Source organism: Methylobacterium mesophilicum SR1.6/6 (assembly GCF_000364445.2).
GTDB classification, from domain to species: Bacteria; Pseudomonadota; Alphaproteobacteria; order Rhizobiales; family Beijerinckiaceae; genus Methylobacterium; species Methylobacterium mesophilicum_A.
On sequence record NZ_CP043538.1, the window covers coordinates 2,901,711 to 2,923,238 of the forward strand.

General features: G+C 68.9%; 27 protein-coding genes. 15 read left to right on the forward strand and 12 right to left on the reverse strand.

Going from position 1 to position 21,528, the window contains the following annotated elements; genetic code table 11:
• The 4 genes from MMSR116_RS13785 to epmA form a co-directional block, all read right to left on the reverse strand.
• Positions 1–648: a dimethylmenaquinone methyltransferase gene (locus MMSR116_RS13785; RefSeq protein WP_010682552.1), complete on the reverse strand. Its 648-nt coding sequence runs from the start codon at positions 646–648 to the stop codon at positions 1–3.
• A gap of 85 nt (positions 649–733) precedes the next feature.
• On the reverse strand, positions 734–1,345 hold the full coding sequence (locus MMSR116_RS13790; RefSeq protein ID WP_010682551.1) for a glutathione S-transferase family protein: 612 nt from the start codon (positions 1,343–1,345) through the stop codon (positions 734–736).
• A gap of 4 nt (positions 1,346–1,349) precedes the next feature.
• Positions 1,350–2,405, reverse strand: a complete 1,056-nt coding sequence (locus tag MMSR116_RS13795; protein ID WP_010682550.1) for a lysine-2,3-aminomutase-like protein — start codon at positions 2,403–2,405, stop codon at positions 1,350–1,352.
• Positions 2,402–3,457, reverse strand: coding sequence for an EF-P lysine aminoacylase EpmA (epmA, locus tag MMSR116_RS13800; protein WP_010682549.1), 1,056 nt, complete (start codon positions 3,455–3,457; stop codon positions 2,402–2,404). Before epmA ends, MMSR116_RS13795 begins: the two co-directional genes overlap by 4 nt.
• 218 nt (positions 3,458–3,675) lie before the next feature.
• Between epmA and efp the strand changes: the two genes are divergently transcribed.
• Positions 3,676–4,299, forward strand: coding sequence for an elongation factor P (efp, locus tag MMSR116_RS13805; RefSeq protein WP_010682548.1), 624 nt, complete (start codon positions 3,676–3,678; stop codon positions 4,297–4,299).
• Positions 4,300–4,403: 104 nt separating this feature from the next.
• Here efp and MMSR116_RS13810 read toward each other — a convergent pair whose 3' ends face one another.
• Entirely contained in the window at positions 4,404–5,417 is a 1,014-nt protein-coding gene (locus tag MMSR116_RS13810; protein ID WP_010682547.1) for a heparan-alpha-glucosaminide N-acetyltransferase, read from the reverse strand.
• A 348-nt stretch (positions 5,418–5,765) separates the two neighbouring features.
• On the opposite strand from MMSR116_RS13810, the gene MMSR116_RS13815 reads away from it, so the two are divergent.
• From MMSR116_RS13815 to MMSR116_RS13850, 8 genes are all read left to right on the forward strand, one after another.
• Complete coding sequence (locus MMSR116_RS13815) at positions 5,766–6,371, forward strand: cold-shock protein (protein ID WP_010682546.1); 606 nt, start codon at positions 5,766–5,768, stop codon at positions 6,369–6,371.
• 163 nt (positions 6,372–6,534) lie between these two features.
• Positions 6,535–7,002, forward strand: coding sequence for a DUF192 domain-containing protein (locus MMSR116_RS13820; protein WP_051072119.1), 468 nt, complete (start codon positions 6,535–6,537; stop codon positions 7,000–7,002).
• A gap of 120 nt (positions 7,003–7,122) precedes the next feature.
• Complete coding sequence (locus MMSR116_RS13825; protein ID WP_010682544.1) at positions 7,123–7,527, forward strand: hypothetical protein; 405 nt, start codon at positions 7,123–7,125, stop codon at positions 7,525–7,527.
• A gap of 87 nt (positions 7,528–7,614) precedes the next feature.
• Positions 7,615–8,487: a dienelactone hydrolase family protein gene (locus MMSR116_RS13830; RefSeq protein ID WP_010682543.1), complete on the forward strand. Its 873-nt coding sequence runs from the start codon at positions 7,615–7,617 to the stop codon at positions 8,485–8,487.
• 189 nt (positions 8,488–8,676) lie between these two features.
• On the forward strand, positions 8,677–9,132 hold the full coding sequence (locus tag MMSR116_RS13835; RefSeq protein WP_010682542.1) for a response regulator: 456 nt from the start codon (positions 8,677–8,679) through the stop codon (positions 9,130–9,132).
• 13 nt (positions 9,133–9,145) lie between these two features.
• On the forward strand, positions 9,146–9,412 hold the full coding sequence (locus MMSR116_RS13840; RefSeq protein WP_244625662.1) for a hypothetical protein: 267 nt from the start codon (positions 9,146–9,148) through the stop codon (positions 9,410–9,412).
• 115 nt (positions 9,413–9,527) lie between these two features.
• Complete coding sequence (locus MMSR116_RS13845; RefSeq protein ID WP_010682540.1) at positions 9,528–10,697, forward strand: chlorophyllase/cutinase-like alpha/beta fold protein; 1,170 nt, start codon at positions 9,528–9,530, stop codon at positions 10,695–10,697.
• Between the two features lie 87 nt (positions 10,698–10,784).
• The gene (locus tag MMSR116_RS13850; RefSeq protein WP_010682539.1) at positions 10,785–10,985 is read left to right on the forward strand and encodes a hypothetical protein; all 201 of its coding nucleotides are present in this window, start codon (positions 10,785–10,787) and stop codon (positions 10,983–10,985) included.
• Between the two features lie 170 nt (positions 10,986–11,155).
• On the opposite strand, the gene MMSR116_RS13855 is transcribed toward MMSR116_RS13850, so the two are convergent.
• The 7 genes from MMSR116_RS13855 to MMSR116_RS13885 are packed head-to-tail and all read right to left on the reverse strand — an operon-like array spanning position 11,156 to position 16,661.
• Positions 11,156–12,112 carry a YncE family protein gene (locus MMSR116_RS13855; RefSeq protein ID WP_010682538.1) on the reverse strand — a complete coding sequence of 319 codons (957 nt, stop codon included), beginning with the start codon at positions 12,110–12,112 and terminating at the stop codon, positions 11,156–11,158.
• A complete protein-coding gene (locus tag MMSR116_RS13860) occupies positions 12,109–12,642 on the reverse strand; it encodes an SRPBCC family protein (RefSeq protein ID WP_010682537.1) in 534 nt (177 codons plus the stop codon). The genes MMSR116_RS13855 and MMSR116_RS13860 overlap by 4 nt, the downstream gene beginning before the upstream one ends.
• A gap of 21 nt (positions 12,643–12,663) precedes the next feature.
• On the reverse strand, positions 12,664–13,254 hold the full coding sequence (locus tag MMSR116_RS13865) for a DUF447 domain-containing protein (RefSeq protein WP_010682536.1): 591 nt from the start codon (positions 13,252–13,254) through the stop codon (positions 12,664–12,666).
• Between the two features lie 4 nt (positions 13,255–13,258).
• Positions 13,259–14,821: a DUF6513 domain-containing protein gene (locus MMSR116_RS13870; RefSeq protein WP_010682535.1), complete on the reverse strand. Its 1,563-nt coding sequence runs from the start codon at positions 14,819–14,821 to the stop codon at positions 13,259–13,261.
• Entirely contained in the window at positions 14,818–15,393 is a 576-nt protein-coding gene (locus MMSR116_RS13875; protein ID WP_010682534.1) for an aspartate/glutamate/uridylate kinase, read from the reverse strand. Before MMSR116_RS13875 ends, MMSR116_RS13870 begins: the two co-directional genes overlap by 4 nt.
• A complete protein-coding gene (locus tag MMSR116_RS13880; RefSeq protein WP_010682533.1) occupies positions 15,390–16,091 on the reverse strand; it encodes a (5-formylfuran-3-yl)methyl phosphate synthase in 702 nt (233 codons plus the stop codon). The genes MMSR116_RS13875 and MMSR116_RS13880 overlap by 4 nt, the downstream gene beginning before the upstream one ends.
• A gap of 27 nt (positions 16,092–16,118) precedes the next feature.
• Positions 16,119–16,661, reverse strand: a complete 543-nt coding sequence (locus MMSR116_RS13885; protein WP_010682532.1) for a DUF3280 domain-containing protein — start codon at positions 16,659–16,661, stop codon at positions 16,119–16,121.
• Positions 16,662–16,845: 184 nt separating this feature from the next.
• Here MMSR116_RS13885 and MMSR116_RS13890 point away from each other — a divergent pair, with 184 nt between their 5' ends.
• The 6 genes from MMSR116_RS13890 to MMSR116_RS13915 all read left to right on the forward strand — a co-directional run bounded on the left by MMSR116_RS13890 (position 16,846) and on the right by MMSR116_RS13915 (position 21,520).
• Complete coding sequence (locus MMSR116_RS13890; RefSeq protein ID WP_010682531.1) at positions 16,846–18,072, forward strand: ABC transporter substrate-binding protein; 1,227 nt, start codon at positions 16,846–16,848, stop codon at positions 18,070–18,072.
• A 121-nt stretch (positions 18,073–18,193) separates the two neighbouring features.
• Positions 18,194–19,177: a YVTN family beta-propeller repeat protein gene (locus tag MMSR116_RS13895; protein WP_010682530.1), complete on the forward strand. Its 984-nt coding sequence runs from the start codon at positions 18,194–18,196 to the stop codon at positions 19,175–19,177.
• A gap of 66 nt (positions 19,178–19,243) precedes the next feature.
• Positions 19,244–19,678, forward strand: a complete 435-nt coding sequence (locus MMSR116_RS13900; protein ID WP_010682529.1) for a hypothetical protein — start codon at positions 19,244–19,246, stop codon at positions 19,676–19,678.
• Complete coding sequence (locus MMSR116_RS13905; RefSeq protein ID WP_039892304.1) at positions 19,678–19,920, forward strand: hypothetical protein; 243 nt, start codon at positions 19,678–19,680, stop codon at positions 19,918–19,920. Before MMSR116_RS13900 ends, MMSR116_RS13905 begins: the two co-directional genes overlap by 1 nt.
• Positions 19,917–20,666, forward strand: coding sequence for an ABC transporter ATP-binding protein (locus MMSR116_RS13910; protein ID WP_010682527.1), 750 nt, complete (start codon positions 19,917–19,919; stop codon positions 20,664–20,666). Before MMSR116_RS13905 ends, MMSR116_RS13910 begins: the two co-directional genes overlap by 4 nt.
• The gene (locus MMSR116_RS13915; protein ID WP_010682526.1) at positions 20,663–21,520 is read left to right on the forward strand and encodes an ABC transporter permease; all 858 of its coding nucleotides are present in this window, start codon (positions 20,663–20,665) and stop codon (positions 21,518–21,520) included. The genes MMSR116_RS13910 and MMSR116_RS13915 overlap by 4 nt, the downstream gene beginning before the upstream one ends.
• Positions 21,521–21,528 lie beyond the last annotated feature (8 nt).

Consider the following 21,528-nt stretch of genomic DNA (forward strand, 5'->3'; position numbering starts at 1 on the left):
TCAGGCCGGTTTGGTCTCAGCCTCGAAACGGGCGAGGGCCGCCGCATCCGGCGGCAGAAGGCTCGCGAGCGTCTCACCCTTCTCGACCTCGCGCTGGATCCAGAGATCGAGCCGCTGCTGCTCCACCGCCTCCAGCGCGATCCGTTCGGCAAGACTGACAGGCAGGGTGACGATGCCGCCTTCCGCGCAGACCACGATATCGCCCGGATGGAACGCTGCGCCGCCGCACGTCACGGGTTCCTGCGTGGCGACGAGCGCCAAGGCGCCGCTGGTGGCTTCCGGTGCGGACCAGACCGGCAGGCCGACTTCGTCCGGCAGAGCGGCATCGGTGACGAGCCCGACGACGCCGCCCTGCGCAAGCCGCGCCGCCAGGATCGATCCGAAGGGCAGGGGGAGACCTGAGCCGGCGGCGTCGATGACCACGATCGCGCCCTCCGGGACGCCATCGATCGCGGCGGCAACGTCGCCCGCCCCATCGTCGCGGGCCGGGATCATCCGCAGCGTGTAGGCCACGCCGATCGCGCTGCCGCCCCGACCGGAGAGCCCGCGCGGACTGAACGCGCGCACGCCGGCCCGCATCAGGGCACGGGTGAGACTTGCCGGCGTCACGGCGGAGAGCGCGTCGCGCAGCGTCGGGTCGATCGCCATCAGGGGCTCCGTAAGGGCGTCCGCAGGGGCGGCGCGCCTTGCCAAGGTGTATCGCGTCGGGCCGGAGGCAAGCCCGTGGGCGGTCTCAGCCGACCGGCTCGCCCAAGGCCTGCGCGGCGCCGGGGCGGGCGGCGATGCGATCGTACCAGCATCGCAGGGCCGAGCGTTCCACACGCTCCGCTGGCAGGTTGAGCCAGCGATGCGCCGCGCAGCCGAGGGCGATATCGGCGATGCCGAAGCAATCGCCCACGACGTAGTCCCGGTCGGTGAGATGCCGGTCGAGGATCGCCGCCATGGCCTCGCTCTTCGTGAGCGAGGCCGCGATCAGGTTTCGATCCGGATCCGCCGACCGGAAGAGCTGCCAGAAGGCGTCGCGCATCGCCGGCGTGAAGCTCGTCGCCTGCCAATCGACCCATTGCTCGACATGGGCCCGCCGGTGCGGGTCCTGGGGCAGCGCCAGGGCCGGGCTGTTTGCCGCAAGATGGCGCAGGATCGCGTTCGATTCCCAGAGTACGAAGCCGTCCTCCTCAAGGGTCGGGACAAGGCCGTTCGGGTTGAGGGCGCGGTAGGCCGGATCGTTGACGACGCCGTGCGCGCCGCCCGCCTCGATCCGCTCGTAGGCGAGACCGGCCTCGTCCAGGCCCCAGACCGCCTTCTGCACGTTCACCGAGGTGAGCCGTCCCCAGAGCCTGCGCATGGCCTCAACGATCTCCGTCACGCTTCGGCGGATAGCGATGCTCGCATCCGTTCGGATCGGTCACCCGCAAGCCGTCCTCGACCTCGTGCAAGTAGCCGGGTCCGATCGGGACCTTGCCATGGCCGCCGGGGATGTCGAGCACGTAGGTTGGCTGCGCGAGGCCTGAGAGCCGGCCGCGCAGCGACCGCATCAGCGCCTGCCCGTCCGCGACGCTCGTGCGCAGGTGTCCGGTCCCCGGCGCGAGGTCGCCCTGGTGCAGGTAATAGGGCTTGATCCGGTTCTCGACGAAGGCGCGCATCAGCGCCTCGAGGGTCGCCGGGTCGTCGTTGATCCCGCGCAGCAGCACCGATTGGCTGACGAGGGGGATCCCGGCATCGACCAGTCGGGCGCAGGCCGCCCGGGCGTCCGGCGTGAACTCGCGGGGATGGTTGGCGTGGAGCGCCACGAAGACCGCGCCGCGAAAACGTCTCAGCGCCTCCACGAGGTCGGCGCCGACGAGGTCGGGCTTCACCACGGGCACGCGGGTGTGGATCCGCATCACCCGAACATGCTCGATAGAAGCCAGGCGCGCCGCAATGCTGCCAAGCCGCCGGCTGGAGAGGGCGAACGGATCGCCGCCGGTGAGCACCACCTCCCAGATCCGCGCATCCCGGGCGATGTAGGCCAGGGCCTCCTCGAGGTCGGCGTCGCTCAATGTTCCGAGGCCGTTCGGGCCGACCATTTCCCGGCGGAAGCAGAAACGGCAATAGACCGGGCAGACGTGAAGGGGCTTGAGGAGCACGCGGTCGGGATAGCGATGGACGATCCCGGTGACCGGCGAATGGGCACCGTCGCCGATCGGGTCGGCCCGCTCCTCCGGTTCCGTGACGCATTCCTGCGGACTCGGCAGGAACTGGCGGGCAATCGGGTCGTCGGCGGCCTCGGGATCGATCAGCTCGGCCATGTCGGGCGTGACCGAGACGGCGTAGCGGGTGAGCACCGCCTGGAGGGCCTCGGCCTCCGCGTCGGAGACGAGCCCGGCCGCGAGCAGATCGTCGGCGCTGCGCAGGATACGGTTCACGGTGCGGTCCCCACGACCGGCGTCCAGATCACGTCCTCGATGCGGCCGGCGCCGCAGGCCAGCATGGCGAGCCGGTCGAAGCCGAGGGCAATCCCCGAGGCCTCGGGCATCCGGGCCAAAGCCTGGAGAAATTCCTCGTCGATCGGGTATCGTTCGCCGTAGACCCGGAATTTCTCCGCCATCTCGGCCTCGAAGCGGCGGCGCTGCTCGTCGGCATCGGTCAGCTCGCCGAAGGCGTTGGCCAGTTCCACCCCGCAGGCGTAGAGCTCGAAGCGCTCGGCCACGCGCGGGTCATGCGCTGCCGGCCGCGCCAGGGCTGCCTCGCTCACCGGATACTCGCACAGGATCGTCGGGCGGCCGATCCCGAGACACGGCTCGACCCGCGCGACCAGCACCCGCGAGAACAGGTCCGCCCATGTGTCGTCGGGCGCGACCCGCAGATCCGCGCCGGCGACGGCCGCGGCCAGGGCATCGCGATCCGTCTCACCGGTCGCCACGACGGTCGCCAGCAGGTCGATGCCGGCGAGGCGGTCGAAGGCCTCCGCCACGGTCAGCCGTTCCGGCTCAGCGCGCGGATCCGCCTCGCGTCCGCGGAAAACGAACCGGTGGATGCCGGCGATCTCGGCGGCGAGCCCCAGCAGTGCGGCGCAATCCGTCATCAACTCCGTGTAGGGCGCACCGGACCTGTACCATTCCAGCATGGTGAATTCGGGATGATGCAGCGGCCCGCGTTCCCGGTTGCGGAATACCCGCGCCACGCTGAACAGCCGCGGCTCGCCCGCCGCCAGCAGCTTCTTGCAGGCGAATTCCGGCGACGTGTGCAGGTAGAGCGGCGTCCGCGCGCCGCTCGCGCCTAGGGCCTCGGTCGCGAACGCCGCGAGGTGGGCCTCGTTGCCCGGCGAGACCTGCAGGCAGGCGGCCTCGGCCTCGACGAAGTCGCGGGCCTCGAACCAGGCTCGGAATGCGGCCAGGATCCGGTTGCGCAGGAGCAGCGCCGGGCGCCGGTCGGCGTGGCGATCCGGCGCCCACCAAGGCGCAGCCGGCGCATTCATCGCCGGTCCCCTGATCCAGGCACCGCCCATGCATGACCGCGCGGGCCCGACTGGCCTAGTGCAGATCGCTGGTTCCCAGGGGCGCTCACTGCACGCTCAATCCTTGGCCCCGCTCGTCAGCCGACGCTGCCGGCCTCATCGCAGAAGTCGACGCGCCCTCAGCTTCGCACCCGCACGCTGGCAACCGGGCCGCAGATGCGATAGTGGCGGGGTCCGAGATGCAGAGCCCGCGCTTGGCGCGTGCCGCCCCCCATGTCAATGCAGGACGCCATTCCGTGAAGGTGATCGCTTCAACGCTCCGTAAGGGCAACGTCGTCGAGAAGGATGGCAAGCTCTACGTGATCCTGTTCGCCGAGAACATCCACCCCGGCAAGGGCACCCCGGTCACCCAGCTCGACATGCGCCGCATCACGGACGGCGTGAAGGTGTCGGAACGCTACCGGACCACCGAGCAGGTCGAGCGCGCCTTCGTGGAGGATCGCGAGCACACCTTCCTGTACAATGACGGCGAGGGGTTCCACTTCATGAACCCCGAGAACTACGAGCAGGTCGCCGTACCGGGGGACGTGGTCGGCGACTCGGCACCGTATCTTCAGGAGGGCATGGCGGTGATGCTCTCGAGCCATAACGGCGTCCCGCTGACCATCGAGCTGCCGCAGCGCGTGACGCTGGAGGTCTCCGAGACCGAGCCGGTCCTGAAGGGCCAGACGGCCTCGTCCTCCTACAAGCCCGCCACGCTCTCGAACGGTGTGCGCACGACGGTGCCGCCCCACATCGCCGCCGGCACCCGCGTCGTCGTCATGACGGCGGACGGCTCGTACGTGGAGCGCGCGAAGGACTGAGGGCGCGTCGGCGCTCTGTTTCCTGACGACTGGATCGCCGGCAGGCCGGTGATGCGCCCTGGTCGACCAGCTTATGGGCCGTCGCCGAATGCTGCAGCGCCCGATCAGGGCTTCCCTCGGCCGGCGCTCTCAACGGCCGCGTAGCAGCCCTGCGAGAGCGCCTGAGCCCGCAGGCGCTCAGAGCCGGTGAACGGACGGCCATCCTCGCGGAACAGATCCTCCTTCTGCAACGCCTCGGACGTGCAGCGGGCGGCGATCCGGCACAGAGGGGGCTCACCGCCGGTGCGTGTGCAGATCGCCGCGTAATCGGCCCGGAAGGCGCGGAGCCCAGCCCGCGGGTTGGGCCCCGTCACCGTGACCAAACCGGCGAGCAGTGCCAGCAGCACCGGCTGGTGAATGAGATAGATCGCGAGGCTGTGACGTCCCGCGAAGGTCGCGGCGCGGCCGATGCCCGAACGCGGCAACCAAGCGCCGAGCCGCGAGCCAGCTAGAGCCGGCAGGGCCGCCCGACCGAGCACGATCCCGACGAGCACGAGCCCGAACCATGGAAAGAGCGGCACATAGTCGTTCGTTCGAGGAGTCACAGTCCCGAGCCCCAGGAAGAGGAGCGGCGGGGCGTCGAAGATCGGGGCCTGCGCGAAATGCGGTGCCGCGAGGACGGCCGTCGCCGCCAGGGCTGTGACGGGGATCGGCAAATACAGGAACGGCAGGCCGAGCACGCTCGATAGCGCGATGCAGTGCAGGACACCGAAGAACACGAAAGCGTCCGGGAATGTGAACCAGGTTCCGACGGTCACCGCGAGCGCGGCCGCGCCGATCCGCGCCAGCCGCAGAAGCGTGGGTCGCATCCGGACGCCACGGCCATTCATCAGCACGAGCCCGACGCCGACGAGAATGAGGAAGCTGCCGGCGATCACCTCGGCTGCCGACCGACCCGCGGGCGTCCCGGCATAGTTCTCCTCGGTCAGCCGGAGGTGTCCGAGATCCCAGAGCGTGTGATAGGCGGCCATCGCGACAAGCGCGGCGGCGCGGGCCGCATCGATGATCGGCAGGCGAAGGCCCTGCACGGCGGTCGCCCGCGCGGCAGTGGCGTGATCGAGAGCGGCGTCGTTGGACATGGGGCGATCCCAAGCATGTCGACGCACAGGACGCCAGCGCTCCGGGATCGACAGTCCGACAAGCGTGGCCGAGCCAGAACCGCTCTCGAAAACGTGAAGACCCGTGCAGCCACAAAGCGGCAGAGGGGCGACATGGGGCTGACGGGCAAATCCGCTCACGAGGCCCGCCGCTTGACCGCCGTTTTCGGCGGAGGCTGCAAACGATCGACTGTTGCTGCGCCGCCTCCCAGGTCCGAGATTGCGTCTTGGCCGGGCTGTTGTGCTGGCCAAATGGGCTTCCCGGCCATCAGGACTTCGTTAATCTTGCCTGGAGAGCGCGCGGCGTGATTCGGTGTAGGTTGCTCGGCCATGTCTGACGAACAGGGAACCGGGGCCGGAAACCCAGACCGGACCGGTGGTCTCCGGACCAGCGAGACGAGCCCGCACGAGGAGGAGGCGCTCGACCTCGTCGAGGTGGCGGGCCGTATCAAATGGTTCGACGTCTCCAAGGGCTTCGGCTTCATCGTTCCAGACGACGGCGCCCCGGACATCCTGCTCCACGTTACCTGCCTGCGGCGCGACGGCTTCCAGGCGGCCAGCGAGGGCGCGCGTATCGTTGTCGAGGCTGTGGAACGGCCGAGGGGCTGGCAGGCCTTTCGTGTGATCTCCCTCGATCAGGCGACGGCGCTGCATCCCTCCGAGATGCCGATGCCGCGCACCCACGTCACGGTAACGCCGACCAGCGGGCTGGAGACCGCCGTGGTGAAATGGTTCAACCGGCTGCGCGGCTTCGGCTTCCTGACCCGCGGCGACGGGACGCCCGACATCTTCGTCCATATGGAAACCCTGCGCCGCTACGGCATCGCCGAGCTGAAACCCGGTGAGGCCGTCCTGGTGCGATACGGCGACGGCTCGAAGGGCGTCATGGCGGCCGAGGTACGGCTGATCGACGGGGCGCTGCCAGCCTCCCATTAGGCCCCTGCAGCTTCGCGTTGTTGCCCAAGGCCTTGCTGCGCCTGACCTTTTCTCGGCCCGCATTTCCCTGGTTCGTATCCTGGTCTATGTCTGTGCCTCCGGCCGGAGAGCCGAGGCACCGTCCCACGAGAGGCCCGAGCCTGTGAGAGTCCTGTCCCGCGTCATGATAGCGGCCGGTCTGGCCTGCCTTGTCGTCCTCGCCCCGGTAGCGAGCGTTCACGCCCAGGCAGCCGCGCGTGCGGCGAGCGTAAAGGGCGAACCCCTGACCATCGTCACAAAATCCGGTCCGAAGCGCTTCGAAGTCGAGGTGATGCGCGACGATGCCGGGCGGTCTCGGGGGCTGATGTTCCGTAGGACCATGGCGCCCGACCACGGGATGCTGTTCGACTTCGAGCGGGACGAGCCGGTCACGATGTGGATGAAGAACACATACCTGCCGCTCGACATGGTCTTCATCCGGTCCGACGGCACGATCAGCCGGATCGCTGCCGATACGGAGCCGCTCTCGACGGCGATCATCCCGTCGGGCAGCCCGGTCCTGGCGGTCCTGGAACTCAACGCCGGTACGGCGGCCAAGCTGGGAATTCAGGCTGGTGACCGGATCGAGCATCCTATGTTCAAAGTGCGGTAACGGAAGCGGCACGATCGGTGAACGCAGCGGGAACAATTGCCTTGACCACCCACGGTATCCGCGTCAGTGTTCCGGCAATGTTCCGGTGCGCCGGAATGCCGGCGCAGGGCGGAGATCCCGATGAGCAACGCGGCCGAGGTCGAACTGTTCGGTAACGACGACTGGTCCGTGCAGGCGGACGGGATCGAGCATCGCGGCACCGGGTACTTCATCGCCCGCGAAGTTCTGTCGGCTAGGCGCGCCGAGGGCCTGTGGGACTGGCCGTTGCAGATGGCTGAAAAGCGCTGGTGCCGTCCGAGCCTGTTCCGTGAAGCGTTTCTCGCCGCCCTGGATCGCTTCGGGATCGGGCGCGATGCGGATCTGCTCCGTTCCTTCGCGCTTGGCTACGGGATCCGCGCTGTGGTGTCTCCGGCAGCGGAGGCGTTCGTCACCCTCGGCGACGTGCTGCAGCTTCGCGAGGATCGCGACGCGGTCCGGGCAGCGGCCAGACAGCCGGCGCGCGCGCTGATCGCCGCCGGGGCGTGACGAGATATCGACAGGTATCGTTCCGCTGATTTGACCAAGCCGGGTGCGGCCGGATAGCCCTCCGTGTCGAAGTCGGAGAGGGATCATATGGCCGATCGCGATCATGCAGGGCTCGAAGGACTGATCACGCCACCGCTCTCGCGCCGAGGCTTCGTGATGACCAGCCTGATGAGCGGTCTGACCCTGGCGACCACTCGGGTCGAGGCACAGGTGATCCACACCGACGCCGCCGGCATCGAGGCGGGCGAGGTGAAGATTCCGGCGGCCGATGGGCCGATGCCGGCCTATCGGGCCGTTCCGGAGGGCGCAGGTCCGTTCCCGATCGTCCTGGTGATCGAGGAGATCTTCGGCGTCCACGATTACATCAGGGACATCTGCCGCCGATTGGCGAAGGCCGGCTACTGCGCCGTGGCGCCGGAACTCTACGCCCGGCAGGGCGACCTCTCGACCATGACCGACGCCAAGGTGATCATCCGCGACGTCATCTCGAAGACACCGGACGCGCAGTGGATCGGTGATCTCGACGCCGCGACCGCCTGGGCCGCGTCAGCCTCGAAGGGCGATCTGAACCGGCTCGGCGTCATGGGCTGGTGCCGAGGCGGTCGCGACGCGTGGCTCTACGCGGCGCATCGCCGCGACCTGAAGGCGGCGGTGGCGTGGTACGGGCCGGTCGGCGGGGAACGCACCGACATCCAGCCACGCACGGCCGGCGACGTGGCCGCAGAGATCAACCCACCGCTCCTCGGCCTCTATGGCGGTGCCGATACCGGCATTCCGGTCGCCGCCGTCGAGGAAGCTCGCGATCGGGCGAAGGCCGCAGGCAAGAGCGTCGAACTGGTCGTCTATCCTGAAGCTCCCCACGGATTCCACGCCGATTACAGACCCAGCTACCGTCGAGAAGCCGCCGAGGACGGGTGGAAACGCGCGCTCGCATTTCTTAAGGCTCACGGCGTCGGCTGAATCGGTCCGCTTCGGACATCGCCAGAGCGTTCCTGACGGCCTGTGTTACTTGGGACACGGCCACAACTTCTCGATTATGCAAGGATCCAAGGAGGATCTGTGCCTGCGCGGGTCCGGCACTCCGCCGCGATGAGTTCGTTGAACCGTTCGCGGCGGCCGCCGTTCAGCCCCTGTAGAGTGTCCTGGCCCATGAGCGATTCGGTACAGCCCGGCCAGAAGCCTGTGATCCTCGTCGTGGAAGACCAACCCGACGAGCGTTTTCTCGCGGCCACGTTACTGGAAGATACCGGCTTCACCGTGATCGAGGCCGAGACCGCCGATCGGGCGCTGGCAATCCTCAACGATCGTGCGGACGAGGTCAGCGTCGTCTTCTCGGACGTGCGGACCCCCGGTCCCATCGGCGGCTTCGAGCTGGCGCGGATCATCGGCGTGACGTGGCCGCGCGTGCGGGTGCTTCTCACTTCGGGCGACGCGGGTGATCAGCCGAGCGACCTGCGCGTATCGGCGACGTTCATCCCGAAGCCCTGGCGCGCAGAGGACATCCTCGCCTGGGTGGAGCAGGCGGCCGGCCGGCCTTCGGGGGCGGCCGGTCCGTCCGTCATCGGACCGGGCGGAAAAATAATCACCCCTGGACTGGAAACCTGACGCGCGGACGAAGTTGTACGCCACTCCCGGGACGCAGCGTCCCCGCGCCTCTGCAAAACAGTCGAACCCGCTTGCCGTCATGAAAATCGTCGCTTCCAATTTCGCAGATACTTTGCGCCGCCCCGGCACCCCCGAGACCCCCGAAATCGCCGTGCTGGATACGGTACGAGAGGAGTTGCGAGGGTTCTATGGCGAGGCGGATCACGACCTGCCAACGGAACTGACCGTCCTGGCGCAGCGGATCGACTGTTCTGAGACGAGCCGAGGTGTGTCCGCCTAAGCTGACCGTCTGCCCTTGCGGCGAGAGGCGGAGCAACGGGTCGCCAAGACCTGAGAATCTGCTATTGACCGGTTTCTGATCTGCCGACGCGTCGCGTCTCTCAGTCGAGCCCTCTATGCGTCTCCCAACCCTTCGCGGACCGCTCGCCGCGGTCGCGATCCTGACCCTCGCCGGCCTTACGGCAGCCCAGGCCGCCGCGCCGCCGCCTCAGCCGGCCGAGGGACCGGGCGGCGCCGGCGACCGCAAGGCGACGGTGACGAAGCGCTTGCTGGGCCGCGGCAACGCGACGACCTTCGCATTCTACGCGTCCGGGGATGCCCCTGAGGCGGGCCGGCCGGTGGCGATCCTGCTGCACGGCTGGGGCGTGGTGAACCCGCAGAGCTATGGGGGCTGGATCGACCACCTCGCGCGTCAGGGCTGGCTCGTGCTGGTCCCGCGGTTCCAGGAGGTGAACCGGACGCGACCGGCCGATGCGCCCGGGATCGCGGAGAATCTCGTCAAGGCGGCACTCGCCGATCTGGCATCGGACAGCGCGGCCAAGCCCGATCTCGGCCGGGTGGCGATGATTGGCCATCTCGCCGGTGCGCCACTGGCCATGGATCTGGCCGCCGACGCCAAGACGCGGGGCCTGCCGAGCCCGAAGTTGATCTTCGCGGTGACGCCCGGCGGGATCGCCAGCGGACCAAAATCGCGAGGGATTGCCCTCGGCGACCTCTCAACGATCGATCCAGGAACGCTCATCGTCACGATGGTCGGCGACAAGGACACGCGGGCGGCCGATCTCGCCGCCAAGCGCCTTCTCCGCGAGGCGACCGCGGTGCCTCTGGAGCGCAAGCTCTTCGTGCGCGCCCTCTCGGACGATCACGGCTTTCCCGCCCTTACGGCGACGCTGGCGGCTCCGGCGGGCGTCGACACGGCCTACGATGGCGGCGCCATCAAGCCTGGTCCGGAGCCCAAAGACGCCGGCAAGGATGCGCCGAAGCCGCCACCGTTCCGGTGGTCCGCCGACATGGCGCTCACGGGCGAGCAACAGACCTTGGTCGCGCAGATCAATCTCGCGCGGGTGGACGCCCTGGATTATCTCGGCTTCTGGAAGACCTTCGATCTCGCGGCGGCGGCGGCCTTCGGCGGCTCAGATGCCACCGTCCTCAAAAACAATCCGAGGCTCGCCGACATGGAGCGCTGGAGCGACGGCTGGCCGGTGAAGCGGCTCGCCGTCGAGACACCGCGGCCCACGCCGGCCGCACAGGCCGGAACGCCGGCACCGGCAGCCCGCAAGCGCTGATCGGCCGCAGCTTCGAGCTTGGCCTCTTCAAGCTTGGTCTTGGCGCAGGGCTTGCTAAGCTGATCCCGTCCGAAACGGGGTCCAACCATGCCCGAGTTCGTCGCCAGCCTGCTCGCCGCAGCGGCCTTCTGCCTGACGCTGCTCGCCCTCAACACTCTGACCCGCCTGCTCATCCAGGCGCACCTCGCCCCGACCGTTCTCGGCGAGAGCGGCTTTCTGCAGATCGGTGGCGCCTTGTTGATGGCCCGCGTGGCCTATCGCCAAGCGCCGCATCGGCGGACGTTCTGACGACGCGCCCACGACTTGATACATCAATCCCGGTTTCGGTCGATGCCTTCCGGTCCGCTATCGCCGCGAGTCGAACGATGTGGCCAAGCAGCGCTTTGCCTGCCGAGGTGGCGCAGCCATGGGTCGCTGCGCTGCGCTCGCGATGACGACGCAAGCGACCGAGGGGGCTCTCAGCGCAGGAAGGTCCCGAAGGATCGAGGCCCGTTCCCGGTCGGGATGGTCCTGACCACCTTCAGCGTCTGGGCGTCGAGAACGCTGAGGGTATTGTCACCCCAGTTGGCGACGTAGACCCGTCCGGTTTCGTCGGCTTCGATCCCTTCCGGATGGTCGCCCACGTCGATGTCGGTGATCGGCTTGAGCGTCGCGAGGTCGAACGCCGTGACGCTGCCGGCATACTGATCGGTGACGAAGCCGCGTCCGCCGACGAGGGCGATGACGTAGGGGCGACGCCCGGTCGGGATCCGGCCGATCTCGCGGCCCGCGGCGACGTCGATCACCGAAACGTCGTCGCCCGTGACGTTCGCCGTGTAGGCACGCCCCGCGGCGGCATCGAGGGTGATGCCGAACGGATGCTGCCCCACCGGGATGACCGTCGCCTCGCGGCGCGTCGCCACGTCCACCACCGACACCGTGTCGGCCTCGCGGTTCGCCACGTAGAGCTTCGAGCCGTCCGGCGTGACGGCGATTCCCGAGGGCGAGGCGCCCACGGTGATCTCGCCGTCCGGAACCAGAGTGCCGTCCCGCTCGGCCATGACGAACAGGCGGTGCCCGTACCAGTCGGCCACGTAGACCCGGCCGCCGCGCGGATCGGCCGCGATGCCCAGGGGACCGCCCGGCAACGGAACCTCCGCGAGGACGCGGCCCGCGTCGAGGTCGACCACCGCGACCCCGTGGCCTTCGGGCCGCGTGACATAGGCCCGCTTGCGATCCGCCGACAGCGCGATCCCAGCGGGCGCTCCGTCGACGGGAATCCGACGCACCACCGTGCCGGCGACGAGGTCGACGATCTCGACCGCGCCGCCGAGCTGGGCCGTGACGACCGCCTCCCGCGCCGGCGCCGCGAGGGCGCCCGACGCGATCAGCGCGAGGCCGGCGGCGAGCGCCGCGCGGCCCGGGCCGCGCCTCACGAGCCCTTCTCGACCTTCGCCTTCAGGTTGGCGAGGCTTGCCTTGATCCAGTCGCCGACGCCCTTCTCGGAGGCCTCGTCGTTCAGCTCGGGCGGCGGATCGTTGTTCATGTAGCCGCGGTAGAAGGCGGCCTTCCACTCGACCTTGGACTTGGCGTCGCCGGCCGGCTCGACCGTGATCGTGGCCGAGTAGTCGTTGGCCGGCAAGTCCTTCACATCGACCTTGTCGATGTAGTAAGAGTACATCTTTTCGTCCGGCTTGTACTTGTTGCTCGTCTCCGAGATCTGGTCGCCGTTCTTGAGCGTCAGAGTCCGCTTGAACTTGCCCGCCGGGTCGCCATTCAGCTCGGTCTTGGTGACGTTCTGGACCCAATCGGCGTTCTTCACGTCGCCGACGACCGCCCAGACCTTGTCGGCCGGAGCGTTGATCTCGATGGACTCGGTGATCTTGCGCCGGGTCGGGCCGTGGGCCTGCGCGGTCGCCGCCACCAGCGCCGCCGTGGCCGCCAGGGCCAGGGTAATTTTCTTCATCTTGTCCTTCTCCTCCCGCCTTCAGCGGTCGTCGCGACCGAGGATGCGCGCCTCGGGGCCGAGCGCCGCCGCGACCTTGTCCTCGATCCAACCCCAGGCCTCGCGCTCGCGGGGTCCCGCGGTCTTGCCGATGGCGATGGCGAGATAGGCCATCTCCGTCAACACCTTCCCGGGCTCCAGCATGTGGAGCCGGGTCGAAAGTATGGCGGCCTCCAGGACGGCGGCCTGAGCCCGGTTATAGCCGATGAACGGCGCATGCGCGGCGCTGTGGACCATGCGTCCGCGGAAGCGCGGCCGGGTCTCGTGCTCCTCCACGGTCGCAACCTCGAACTCGGCGTGGCCGAAGCTGTCGGCGACGCGGCGGCCCGGGATGGCGTCACAGGCCTCCGTCGGCCACTCGCGTCGCCCGGTGACCGCGCCGGCAATGACCCGGATGTCGCGCGGGCTGGAGGCGGCGAAGCACGGATTCGCCTCAAGATTGGTGATGGTCGGTGACGGCCGGAACGGCGCCAGCACGTAGCCGTCCGCCTCACCGATCAGTCCGAAGGGAACGAGGTGCAGTTCGCCCGAAGGCGAGAGCGTCGTGACGATAGTCTCTAAGATCAGCGGCATCGGCTCATGCCCTGTCCGCCGGCACAAGCCGCCCGCAGACCAGCTTCGCGGGCCGGTCCTGGGAACCATCCGGGCCGGTCTCGTCGCGCGCTTGGATCTCCGTCACGGTCTCGGGCGGCCGGGCGTCGGCCTCGGGCTTCACGAGCCGGGCATCCCGAGTCCCGGGCGGCGGCGCGTCCGGCCCGGAATGCCGGGTGTGTCCGGCCTTCTTGAAGGCGGTGGCATCTTCGACCTCGGCGTCGGCGGCGCAACCCCAGTCGAGGGGCTCGTCCTGCACGTAGCGCTTGCCCAGCCGCCAGGCTGTCTCGGCCTTGGCGAGTTCCGCGCCGAGATAGAATGCATGGGCGCCGTCGCTGGCCACATCGAGATCGGGGAAGAAAGCCATCGCGTCGGTGCCGACCCTATGGATGTCGCGGTTGTAGACGTGGATCCCGTCTTTCGCGACCGCGATCCGGTAATTCGGGTCGCGCACCTCCGCAGCGGCTTGAACGACCTCTTCCGCAGTTTGCACGAAGGGGCGCTTGTCGTGCACGGCGAGAAGCGCCCGCCCGTAACCCTTGGGCAGCGCCGAGTCCGCCTTCGCCGCGTACATCACCCGCCGGGCCGCATCGTGCTCCTCGATGGTGCGGCGGGTGTGGTTGGAGACCTGGACGATCAGCACGTTGCCGATCGACAACTCCGAGCACATGCCGACGAGCAGCGCGGTCACGCCAAGCGAATCCGCCTCGGTCAGCTCGGTGAGATTGCCGGTGCCCATCATCATGGCGATGTCGGGCCAGCGGGCGCGAGTCTCGCGGTAGCGGGCGATGGAATCGACGAAGCCGTGATGGATCGGCTCGAGGATCGGATCCGCCAGGAACGGCCGACCGGCCTCCAGCATCCGCGCGATGGCGCGATCGAGGGAGGGAAGGTCGTCCGGCCGCGTGGGAACGAGGATCGGCACCGCATCGGTCTCGAAGGCGAGATCCAGGGTCTCCTCGTTCAGGCTCAGCAGATAGTCGGCCCCGGCGCCCGCACCGCGGGCGAGTTCGTCCCGCGAGAAGGAATCCACGCTGACCTTGAGGCCGGCTTTCTTCAGTGCACGGACGGATTCCTCGAGGTGCGGGAACGGCGTGTCGGGCAGGCCGCCGAGATCGATGACGTCCGCGCCGCGCCGGGCGAGGTCGAGCCCCTTCGCCAGGATCTCCGCGACGCTCATCTTCGAGGCATCGACGATCTCGGAGAAGATCCGCAGATCGTGGCGGGAGAGGTCGACCTTGCGGGCGGTGAGCCCGAGCCAGGCCGGGAGGTCGACCACCTCGTCGGGGCCCCGCTCCACCGGCACGCCGAAATGCGCGGCGAGATGCTCCGGGTTGGCCCGGCAGCGTCCGGGCAGGATGACCCGGGTGGCCCCTTCCGGCAGCGCGACGCGGCGGCGGATGATCTCCTCGGTCATCAGCGCCGCGACCTTCACGCCGGCATCCGCGATGCTCCAGCGGAACCGGTCCGGCAGGCCGGCCGCCACTTTCTCCAGGCGCGCGCGGGCGAGGCGGCCCGTGACGAAGACGATGTGCTCGGATGCGCTCACGCCGCGGCCCTCGCGGTGACCGGAACCGGGCCGCTAGGTCCCCAGATCTCGATCCGCCCTGCATAACGCGCCGCGAAACTCGGGAAGGCGGCGTCCACCAGCCCATCCTGAGCGAGCGCCGCGGCATCCTGCGCCGGTGCCGCGTCGCGGGACTTCACCAGCACGCAGCTTTCCGCGTCGATCCGGCCCGCGAGCCAGAGCGCGAGGCTGTCGGAGGTCACGTCCCAGGTCTCGGGGATATCGGGATGGCCGGCCCGCAGCCGGCGCGGGTTCCACACGCGCGCGGTGGCCGATCCGGCCTCGGCCCAGGGCTCGAAGGTCTGGACGAGTCGCGGCTCGATCCCGCGGAAGATGCCGGCCGCGTCACTCATCGCGTCCAGCGCCCGGCGGTGGGCTTCGGCGTCGCTGAAACCCTCCCGCATCTGCGCGGCCCGCACGGCACCCGCGAATGTGCCGCCCCCCGGCACGATGATGCAGCGCCCATGCGTGCCGTCCGCGAGCCGAGCCAGCAGCGCGCGCCGGCGGTGGGGATCCGCTTCCAGGCTCCCGCCGACCTTGACGATCACCGTCACGCGGCGTCCCGCCGGCTGGGCCGCAGGGCACGCAGAGCCTCGGCGATCCGTAGGGGATCGATGCCGTTGCGCCGGTCGAAGTCGCGGCACAGGCCGCCGCGGAATCCGAGGTAGTCCGATCCGTGTCCCGCCAGGATCGGAATATCGATAGCCCGCAGCGAGCCCGCGAGACCGCTCATCAAGTGGTGGCGACGGCAGGCGGCGGTGAAGGCCGCCAGATCCTCCGGCGCGGTCAGGTCGGGCAGACGGACGCCGCCCTTGCCGGCCGTGTCGATCATGGCACCCGCGAAGCCCGCTTCCGCCAGGGCGGGCACCAGCGTGGCGGCGGGTCCGTCCTCCGCGAAGAGCACGGCAATGAGCCGTCCCGGCGCCGCAGCGGCCAAACCGGCGAACGCCGACTTGTCCCGTCGGCGGGGCGCATCGAGGCCAGCCTTCACCCAGTCGACCCCGGTCGCCGCCATGGCGGCGACGGCCGGCGGCGTCGGGTCGGCCACGGCGCTCGTCTCGCTCGCGCCGGCGACCCGGCCGACGATCTCGCGGACGATATTCGGGTCGAGGGCGCCAAGGGCCCCCCGTTCGGGATCCTTGGCGTCGATCAGGTCGGCGCCAGCGAGCCGCGCGACCTCGGCCTCGGCCGGATCGCGGACGCTGACCAGGAGGCGCGGGTGGGAATCGACTTTGACGTGGGACGCGGGCACGGTGGACTCAACTTGTGACGGAACGCCTCACGATCTTCCGGGCAGCGGCTCGGCGAGAAGGCGGTTCTTCACCACCCAGCGCATGGCGTGAGCCCAGGTATCGTCGGTGTCGGCCCTGATCGTCACCTGTCCGCCCCGCACCACCTTGCCGGTGCCGGCCTCGGCGATGGAGACGTTCAGGTTGAAGATCTGACCGGACCCTTTCTCCACATAACCCGTCACGACGAGGTCCGCACCCAGGCTCTTGCCGATATCCGTCGCGCAGCCGTTGCACTTGTAGAGCGGTCCTTCCTTGGCCACGACATCGGCCTTGGGCGCCGTGTCGACGATCTCCAGGCCGGCCTGATCGTGGAGAGCCTTGCGCAGCTCGTCGGTGACGAGCGCGAGCTTCTTGGTGTCGGCTGGTCGCGCCCGGGCGCCATATGAGGCGCCGGGATCGAACAGCTCCACGGGGAAGACGGCCGCCTTGTCGGCCGCCTGCGCGGCGCCGGGCAGCGCGGCTCCGAGCGCGACGAGCCCGCACGCGGCCGCCACCCGGAGGGTCAGGTGACGCATGGTCAGGAGACGCATGGGCGGTGCCTTCCTCTCGCAGTCCTGCCACCCGGTTCGGCGGCATCAATTCCGGCATAGGTCGGGCGAAGGGTCAATTTGGCAATGTACTTCGGGCCTTCGCTGACCCAGGACGGGAACGTGAACGTGGGGACCACCGGCCGCGGTTGAGCGACCGGAGCGGAAGCTGATAGAGGCCGCGCCTATGCACGATCCTGCACTCGAGACCACCGTCCGGCGTCCGACATGGCGGCGCGCAGCGCTCGCCGTGCTCGCGCTGGCGCCGATCCCCGCCTGGGCGCAGCAGCCCGCACCCCAGCCGATCGATACCCATGTCGGCCTGATCTACCGGCCGCAGCCCGCACCATCCTCCTACGATGCCGAGGCGGCGCCGGAGGACGAGGGGCTCGCCGGCGCCAAGATGGGCATCAACGACAACAACACCACCGGCCGATTCACCAAGCAGACCTACGCCCTCGACGACGTGGCATTGACCGACGACAAGGCCGATCCGGTGGCGGCCGCAAAGGATCTCGTTGCCAAGGGCGTGCGCTACCTCGTTCTGGCGCTGCCCGCAGACGCCGTCCTGGCCGTCGCGGACGCGGTGAAGGATTCGGGCGCCGTGGTGCTCAATGCCGGCGCGCCCGACGACCGCCTGCGCGGGGCCGATTGCCGGGCCAACGTGTTCCACATCCTGCCGTCGCGGGCCATGCTGACCGATGCCCTGGCGCAGTACCTCACCGTCATGCGCTGGCGGAAGCTTTTCCTGATCGTCGGTCCGACGGAGGCCGACAAGGCCTATGCCGACGCGGTGCGCAATTCGGCGCGGAAATTCGCGCTGAAGATCACCGCCGAGAAGCCCTGGACCTTCGGTCCCCTGGCCAAGGCGCGGGGCGACACGCCCACCCGCGCGGAGGCCATGGTCTTCACTCGCGGCCTCGACTACGACATGGCGATCGTCGCCGATGAAGAGGGCGACTGGGGCGATTACGTCCCTTACCGCACGGTCGATCCCCGGCCGGTGGGCGGCACGCAGGCGCTGACGCCGACCACGTGGTCGCCCGTGCTGGAAACCTGGGGCGCCGCGCAGGCCCAGAATCGCTTCCGCCGGCTCGCCGGTCGGCTGATGCGGCCGCTCGACTATCAGGTCTGGGCGGCGGTGCGCACGGTCGGCGAGGCCGTCACCGCCAAGAAGACCAACGACCCGGCGGTCATCGGGCCCTACCTCGTCGAGCCGGACTTCACGCTGCCGGCCTACAAGGGCGTGCCGCTGAGCTTCCGCCCCTGGGACCACCAGCTGCGCCAAGCGATCATCGTGGTTCAGCCGAAAGCGCTGGTCTCGGTGGCGCCGGAGCAGGGCTTCCTGCACCAGCGCACGCCCCTCGACACGCTGGGCGTGGACCTCCCGGAGACGACCTGCAAATTCAAATGACACCCCCGCCTGCGGCGATGTCGAGCGGCACCGACCCTCGCAACGCGCGGAAATCGCACTACAATTGGCTGACGAGAACGTCCCGCGAGGACGTCGGGAAGTCGCAAGGGAAGGGAATGGCATGAGCCGCCGCGTCGAGGCAGGTCTGAGCGTGTTCGCCCTCGGTGCGTGGTTCGCCCTCTGCGGGCCGGCCGCCGCCTACACGGCCTACATCACCAACGAGAAGGGCAATTCCGTCAGCGTCATCGACACCAATACGATGGCCGTGACCGCGACCTGGAAGGTGGGCCGCCGCCCGCGCGGGGTGACCGTGTCGAAGGACGGTAAAGAGCTGTTCGTCTGCGCCAGCGACGACGACCGTATCGACGTGCTCGACACGAGTTCCGGCAAGGTCGTGCGCTCGCTGCGCTCCGGGCCGGATCCGGAGCAGTTCATCCTCGATGCCTCGGGCAATCCCCTCTACGTGGCCAACGAGGACGACAGCCAGGTCACCATCATCGACATCGAGAAGAACAAGGTGCTGGCCGAGGTGCCGGTGGGCGTCGAGCCGGAGGGGATGGGCCTGTCGCCGGACGGGAAGATCCTCGTCAACACCTCCGAGACGACCAACATGGCCCACTTCATCGACACGAAGACCTTCCAGGTCATCGACAACGTGCTGGTGGATGCCAGGCCGCGCTTCGCCGAGTTCACCGCGGACGGAAAGTTCCTCTGGGTGTCCGCTGAGGTGGGCGGCACAGTGAGCGTGATCGACGTGGCCCAGCGCCGGGTCGTCAAGAAGATCACCTTCAAGATTCCGAGCGTGAACGACGAGGCGATCCAGCCGGTCGGCATCCGGATCACCAAGGACGGAACCAAGGCCTTCGTGGCGCTCGGTCCAGCCAACCGGGTCGCGGTGATCGACGCCAAGTCCTATGAGGTCGAGAAGTACCTGCCGGTGGGCCAGCGCGTCTGGCAGCTCGCCTTCACGCCGGACCAGAAGATGCTGTTCACCACGAACGGCACCTCCAACGACGTCTCGGTGATCGACGTGGCCGCCGAGAAGGTGGTCAAGAGTATCCCGGTCGGCCTGCTGCCCTGGGGCGTGGCGATCTCGCCGAATTGATCCCGGCTGACACGGACGCCGCAACGGACAGGCCGCGGAAGCCGCGACCGAAGGTTAGGGAACGACATGACGCGTATGTTTCAGACGGCGGCCCTGGCTCTGGCGGGGCTGCTCGCGGCCGGGGCGGCCAATGCCCTCGACCTGACCAAGAAGCGGGAGAACCTGCCGGATCTCGTGCTGGGCGACGATCAGGGCAACGATTTCGTGGTGGAGAACAAGGACATCACGCTCGAGTCCGGCAAGGCCTATCGCCTGCGCATCGTCGCGAAGGGGCGCCAGGAATACAAATTCTACGCGCCGGAGTTCTTCCGGTACATCTGGTTCAATCAGATCGTGATCGAGCACAAGGAGATTCACGGCGGCGGACCGCCCGATCACCTCGAGTTCGATGATCCGGGCGAGATCGCCATCGAGTTCGTCGCCATCAAGCCCGGCACCTACACGTGGGAGGCGCGCGGCTTGGAGGCGAAGGGCATGACTGGCACGCTGACGGTGAAGTGATGCGCGTGATCTTGCTGGCCGCGTGCCTCGTCCTCGCGACCCCGGCCCTGGCCGCCGACGACGCCTCTTCCTGCGCCGAGGGCATCACGATGATCCGTGACGCTCTGGCTCTGAACCCGCCCGAGGCCGCGATCCCGAAGCTTAAGAAGGCCCTGCGCGTGGCCGAGCGCGAGCAGAAGGAGGGCGAGTTCGACGAGTGCCTCGACGCCGTCGCCGATGCCCGGAAGGTCCTGGGCCGATGAGCGGCGGGGACGCGGCGGCGCTCAAAGTCGATCACGTCGGCCACCGCTTCGGCAGCCGCGCCGCCCTCGACGACGTGTCGCTCACTGTTGAGCGCGGGCGCTTCGCGGCGCTTCTCGGGCCGAACGGCGCGGGCAAGACAACGCTATTCTCGGTGATCACCCGCCTCTACAACAACCAGACCGGGCGGGTGTCGATCTTCGGGCACGCCCTGGACCGCGAACCCTCCCGCGCGCTCGCACGCCTCGGCGTGGTGTTCCAGGCCCGGACGCTCGACACCGACCTCACCGTCGAGCAGAATCTCCTGTATCACGCGAGCCTCCACGGCATCGCCCGCGGCGCCGGGAAGGCCCGCGTCGGCGTGCTGCTCGACCGGGTCGGCCTCGCGGACCGGCGCCACGACAAGGTGCGGACGCTCTCCGGCGGCCAGTCGCGCCGGATCGAGATCGCCCGCTCGCTGATCCACCGGCCGGACCTTCTGCTGCTCGACGAGCCGACCGTCGGTCTCGATCTGGAATCGCGGGCCGACATCGTGGCGATCGTGCGTGCGCTGGTGCGCGAGGAAGGCCTGTCGGTCCTGTGGGCGACCCACATCTTCGAGGAGATCGCGCCCGAGGACGACGCGGTCGTGCTCCACCGCGGCCGGATCGTCGCCCGCGGCCGGGCAGGCGACATCGGCGCGCCCGGAGAAGGCTTGGCGGAGGCGTTCCGCCGAATCGTGGCCGAGCCGGGGAGGGCGGCGGCATGAGGGCCGGTTCAGTTCCGCACGGCCGCATCGGCCGCCTCGATGCCGTCGGTTACCTGATATGCCTCGGCGGAATCGTACGCCGTGAACTGTTGCGCTTCTTCAATCAGAAGGAGCGGTTCTTCTCGGCCCTGGTCCGGCCCCTGGTGTGGCTTTTCATCTTCGCGGCGGGCTTCCGCAACACGCTGGGCGTCTCCATCGAGCCGCCCTACCAGACCTACGTGCTGTACGAGGTCTACGTGGTCCCCGGCCTCGCCGTGATGATCCAGCTGTTCAACGGCATGCAGTCGTCCCTGTCGATGGTCTACGACCGCGAGGTCGGCTCGATGAAGGTGCTGCTGACCTCGCCCTATCCGCGCTGGCTGCTGCTGCTCGCCAAGCTGATCGCTGGCGTCGCGGTCTCCGTCGTCCAAGCCTACGCCTTCCTGGCTGTGGCCTATTTCTGGGAGACCGATATCCCCCCGCTGGGCTACCTGACGGCGCTTCCGGCCTTCCTGGCCACGGGGCTGATGCTGGGCGCGATCGGCCTGTTCCTCTCGTCGCTGGTGCGTCAGCTCGAGAATTTCGCCAGTGTGATGAACTTCGTGATCTTCCCGATGTTCTTCGCCTCCTCGGCGCTCTACCCGCTGTGGCGGATCCGGGAATCCTCCGAGACTTTGTACTGGATCTGCGAGCTCAACCCGTTCAGCCACGCGGTTCAGCTCGTCCGCTACGCCCTCTACGTCCAGTTCGAGCCGGTCGCCTGTGCCGTGGTGGTGGGCGTGACGCTCGCCTTCTTCGGCATGGCGGTGGTCGCCTACGATCCCGGCCGCGGCATCATGGCCCGCCGGGGCGGCCCGGCCGGCGAGACCACCTGATGGAGTCC